The following is a 4621-nucleotide window of genomic DNA, read 5'->3' as shown; positions in this document are numbered from 1 at the left end:
GATCATCATGACTGACTACATCGGACGCTATGCCCCCTCTCCTACCGGACCATTACATTTTGGTTCTTTGGTAACGGCTGTCGCCAGTTATCTTGATGCCAGAACGCAGTCTGGCAAGTGGTTATTACGCATGGAAGATCTGGATAAACCCAGAGAAATGCCAGGCGCAGCAGATGAAATATTACGCACGCTCGACGGTTATGGCTTTGAATGGGATGGTGACGTCATATACCAAAGTGAACGCAGTGAGCTGTATCAATCCTATCTTGAAAAGCTAAAAGATAAACAATGTGTCTATCCCTGTAACTGCAGTCGTCGCGAGGTCGCAGATATTGCTCACGCAGGCATAGAAGGCCCAGTTTACCCTGGCTCTTGCCGACATGGCCTATCATCAAACCGCACACAGATAGCCTGGCGGCTACGCGTGGATAGCGACAATCTGATGTTTAATGACCGAGTGTATGGTGATATTCAGCATCATTTACAAACCGATTTTGGTGACTTTGTTTTAAAACGTGCAGATGGTCTTTTTGCTTATCAACTGGCCGTGGTTGTCGATGATGCAGAGCAAGGAATCAATCACATCGTTCGTGGTGCCGATTTATTAAACTCGACCAGCCGTCAGATTTATCTACAGCAACAAATAGAGGCGACATCACCGAGCTATGCTCATATTCCTCTGGTAACAAATGCGCAAGGTGAGAAGTTGAGTAAGCAAACTGCTGCGCCGGCTATCGCTATCCATGATGCCTCTGAACAACTCATTAATGCTCTTTTTTTCCTTGGCTTGGATGCGTCAGCCCTATCTTCAGCTATGCCGATAGCCCATGTCTGGCACTGGGCTTTAACGAATTGGCAACTCTGCCAAGTTAAGAAAAAAATCATATAAAAAAACAGTGAAAAAGGCTAAGGAAATGAAGTGTCTGACCGCTAAGTTGGTTAGCGTTGTCAATCAACATGACCTGTTCATGTTTTTTCAAGGAAAACCCCATGCTCAATCAACTCACTGTGAAAAAGAAACTCTTTGTATTGTCGGTCCTCGTTGGAATGACAATCTTACTGATGATTATCTTGGGCCAGATATTCCTGTCTAAAATTATTCGACTGGAAGAAGCTTCGATTCAGGCAGTGAAGCTAGAAACGAATATGCTGATGTTGCGCCGCCATGAGAAAGATTTTCTTAACCGACATGAGCTGAAATATCAAGATGAGTTCCATCAATCTCATCAGCTCTTCCTTACCAACCTCGATCAGCTTGGACAGCGTCTCGACGCACTGAATCAGTCACATGAATCAGAAAACCGCGTTCGTACTGTCTTGGTAGAGTATGGCGAAAAATTTAACCAAATAGTGAATATTGAACAAACCATTGGCTTAACACCGACTGATGGCCTTTATGGTAAGTTACGTAGTGCCGTGCATCAGGTTGAAGAAACCATCAACACATACGATGACGATAGTTTATTAGCTGCCATGTTAATGCTCAGAAGACATGAAAAAGACTTTATGCTTCGCTCTGACAAAAAATATGTCAGTAAATTTGAAGATGGGTTTACCGACTTCAATCGCCGTCTGGAAAACAGTTACCTGAGTAGTAGTGTAAAAAACCAAGTCCGTAGTGAAATAGAATCGTATCGTGCTGACTTTCTGTCATTAGTGAAAGGCTACGAAACGCGTGGCATGAATGCTGAGTCAGGCTTACTGGGTGAGTTGCGTAGCACGATTCATCAAAGTGAAGATGCTCTTGCGGGGCTTGGTCAACATATTTCTGACGAAATACCCACTGCTGTTAAAAATGCAAAAATTACTGTGTTTGTGATTGCTTTGACACTGGCTGCCCTGATTCTATGGCTCATCAGACTAATAAGCCAAAGTATTATTATTCCGCTTCATCAGCTTTCTGAAACCATGCAGGAAGTCGAAAAAAATCGTGATTTAAGTTTACGAGTTGATGATAGCGGCAAAGATGAAATTGCTGAAATGGCACGTTCATTCAATCTGATGACCGCATCCTTTCAAAAATTGATCCAACAAGTCATGACTTCTGCTCTCACTGTAAGTGCCGCAGCAGAAGAACTATCCGTGGTCGCTGAACAGACCAAAAAAGGTGTTATCAATCAACAAAGCAGTAGTGAACAAGTGGCCACGGCCATGAATGAAATGACGGCAACTGTTCAAGAAGTGGCTCGATACGCTGCAGAAGCGGCGAATTTATCCAGAAGCTCTGATAGTGAAACCAGTCAGGGTCAATTGTTAGTTAAAGACACAATCAGCTCTATCAAACAGTTAGCTGACCAAAGCTCAACCAATGCCGATGCAATTAAAAACTTACAAGCTGAAAGTGAAAACATTGGCACAGTCCTGACCGTTATACAGAGTATTGCTGAACAAACTAATTTATTAGCCTTGAATGCCGCCATTGAAGCTGCCCGCGCCGGTGAATCCGGCCGTGGTTTTGCTGTTGTTGCTGATGAAGTCAGAACCCTTGCGCAACGTAGTAAAGAGTCTACTGAAGAAATTAAAACCATTATCGAACGTCTACAAAACGAAGCAAATCAGTGTGTCGCTGCTACCTTGAAGGGTAAAGAGTATGTCGAAGCCACTGTCACCAAAGTGGGAGCGGCGGGAGAAAGCCTGACCACCATCTCTGAAAAAGTCCGCTCTATTATGGATATGAATACGCATATTGCCAGTGCAGCAGAAGAGCAAAGCGCTGTGGCTGAAGACATCAACCGCAATGTGAATCATATCGCCCAAGTAGCAGAAGAAAATGCAGAAAGCACTTCACAAACAACGGAAACCAGTCAGGGCCTTGCCGGATTAGCGGCAGACTTGCAAAAACTCATCACTCAGTTCAAAGTCTGAATCTAAGATACGTCATGGATGACGACTTGATGTTATAGCTTGGCTGTACAGGTTACATTTATGATGAATACTCAGGACTAGATTCAGGATGACATATTATGCCCTTGTACCATTTGTTCATATTGGTGTTACTGAGTCTGACATTACTCGGATGTGATTCAGACTCTGCTCAACAAACACTCAAACAACAACAGCTAACGATAAGTGGCAAAATAAGCTATCGCGAACGTATCGCGTTACCCAAGCATTCCAAACTCATCATTAAACTCGAAAACATCACCAGCGCCCAAAAAAATGGTGAGGTGGTGGCTGAAAAAACTATCTCTCTCGGCAACCGCCAAGTACCTATTGATTTTCAGCTGCAGGTGTTCAAAGACCAACTCAATGCCGATGAAAATTATGCACTTCGTGCTTCCATTCAGAACAAGCAAGGGGAATTAATCTGGACCACAGATGAGCTGAATCTGATTCCCACTGACACGCATGAAGTGTCACTGGGTGTGCTCAATTTGATCTCTTTCCAGCCACCTGAACATCAAAACAGTCATACGGTCATGTTTCAATGTGGCGAGCAGCAGATCACTACCGTCACTAAGAATGAATCCATGCAGCTCAAAATGAATGATGATTTATATATGCTGTTTCAAGTACCCAGTGCCTCAGGAAGCAAGTACCAGTCTAAAGATAAATTGGTCAACTTCTGGAATAAAGGCCATCAGGGCATTTTGACGATTGCTGATATGAGTTGGAGTCACTGCACTGCTGTGAACCAGGATCAAGTCGAACAACTCCCATTTCGCGCTCAGGGACACGAACCAGAATGGTCGCTGTCGGCCACATACGACCAAGTCATCATGACATGGGATGGAGGACAGAAACAGAGCGTCCTCGGCGAAACTGAATTGCATATTTACCATGCTGGTTTTGAATTGAAAGCCTATTCAGACACTCGTTATATCAAAGTTGAAACGTTAGCAACACTATGCCGTGACGATATGTCGGGATTACCCTACCCTTATCAGGTCAGTGTACGTTTAGATAATCTCGATTTTCAGGGATGTGGAGGGCACAGCCGTGACTTATTGGTTGGACAAGAGTGGATTGTTCAGGATATTAATCAGCAAGGCATTATTGATTTTTCACGTCTGACCATGACCTTCGATGATCAAGGCCGCTTATCAGGCTTTACCTCTTGTAATCAGTACAGCACAGCTTATGAGTTCAATGAACGGCTGGACATTGCTTCTGCCATCACTACACAGAAAGTTTGTCCGGTGGCCATCATGAATCAGGAAAAGGTATTTTTGACGACCTTAGCCGATGTTGAATCGCTGGATATCAGCATTAATGGTGCACTAGTATTGAAAACAGCAGACGGGCGGACGATTACCGCCCGTCGCTGATAAAGCCGGGCTTTATTTCATTACCACATGATTGTGACTATGGTAACGGCGTTTACCTTCCAGTTTTCTTAACATCACATAGAAAACCGGGGTAAAGAACAAGCCGAAGAATGTGACCCCGAGCATGCCTGAGAATACAGTGACACCAATATCATTACGCATTTCGGAACCGGCACCGGTAGATAAAACCATCGGTACCACGCCCATAATGAAGGCGAATGATGTCATTAAAATTGGTCTTAAACGCATACGGCTGGCTTTGATAGCCGCTTTTACCGTTTCCATGCCATCGATTTCAAGCTCTCGGGCAAACTCAACAATCAATATGGCATTTTTACTGGCCAGCCCCGCCA

At 44.1% G+C, this 4621-nt stretch carries 4 protein-coding genes; 3 read left to right on the top strand and 1 reads right to left on the bottom strand.

Annotated elements, in window-relative coordinates; translation table 11 throughout:
* The first annotated feature begins 1 nt into the window (after position 1).
* From gluQRS to B4K20_RS14310, 3 genes are all read left to right on the top strand, one after another.
* Positions 2-889, top strand: coding sequence for a tRNA glutamyl-Q(34) synthetase GluQRS (gene gluQRS / locus B4K20_RS14320; RefSeq protein ID WP_414683392.1), 888 nt, complete (start codon positions 2-4; stop codon positions 887-889).
* Between the two features lie 101 nt (positions 890-990).
* Positions 991-2865: a methyl-accepting chemotaxis protein gene (locus B4K20_RS14315; RefSeq protein WP_289283416.1), complete on the top strand. Its 1875-nt coding sequence runs from the start codon at positions 991-993 to the stop codon at positions 2863-2865.
* A gap of 98 nt (positions 2866-2963) precedes the next feature.
* Positions 2964-4268, top strand: a complete 1305-nt coding sequence (locus B4K20_RS14310) for a YbaY family lipoprotein (protein ID WP_289283415.1) — start codon at positions 2964-2966, stop codon at positions 4266-4268.
* A gap of 12 nt (positions 4269-4280) precedes the next feature.
* On the opposite strand, the gene B4K20_RS14305 is transcribed toward B4K20_RS14310, so the two are convergent.
* Positions 4281-4621 (bottom strand): efflux RND transporter permease subunit (locus B4K20_RS14305; RefSeq protein WP_289283414.1); only part of this gene is annotated, 341 nt, incomplete at its 5' end.

The sequence above is a fragment of the Methylophaga sp. UBA5088 genome (genome assembly GCF_002414625.1).
GTDB classification, from domain to species: Bacteria; Pseudomonadota; Gammaproteobacteria; order Nitrosococcales; family Methylophagaceae; genus Methylophaga; species Methylophaga marina.
Note: the sequence above shows the minus strand (reverse complement) of the source record. Positions and strands in the feature narration are given on the sequence as shown.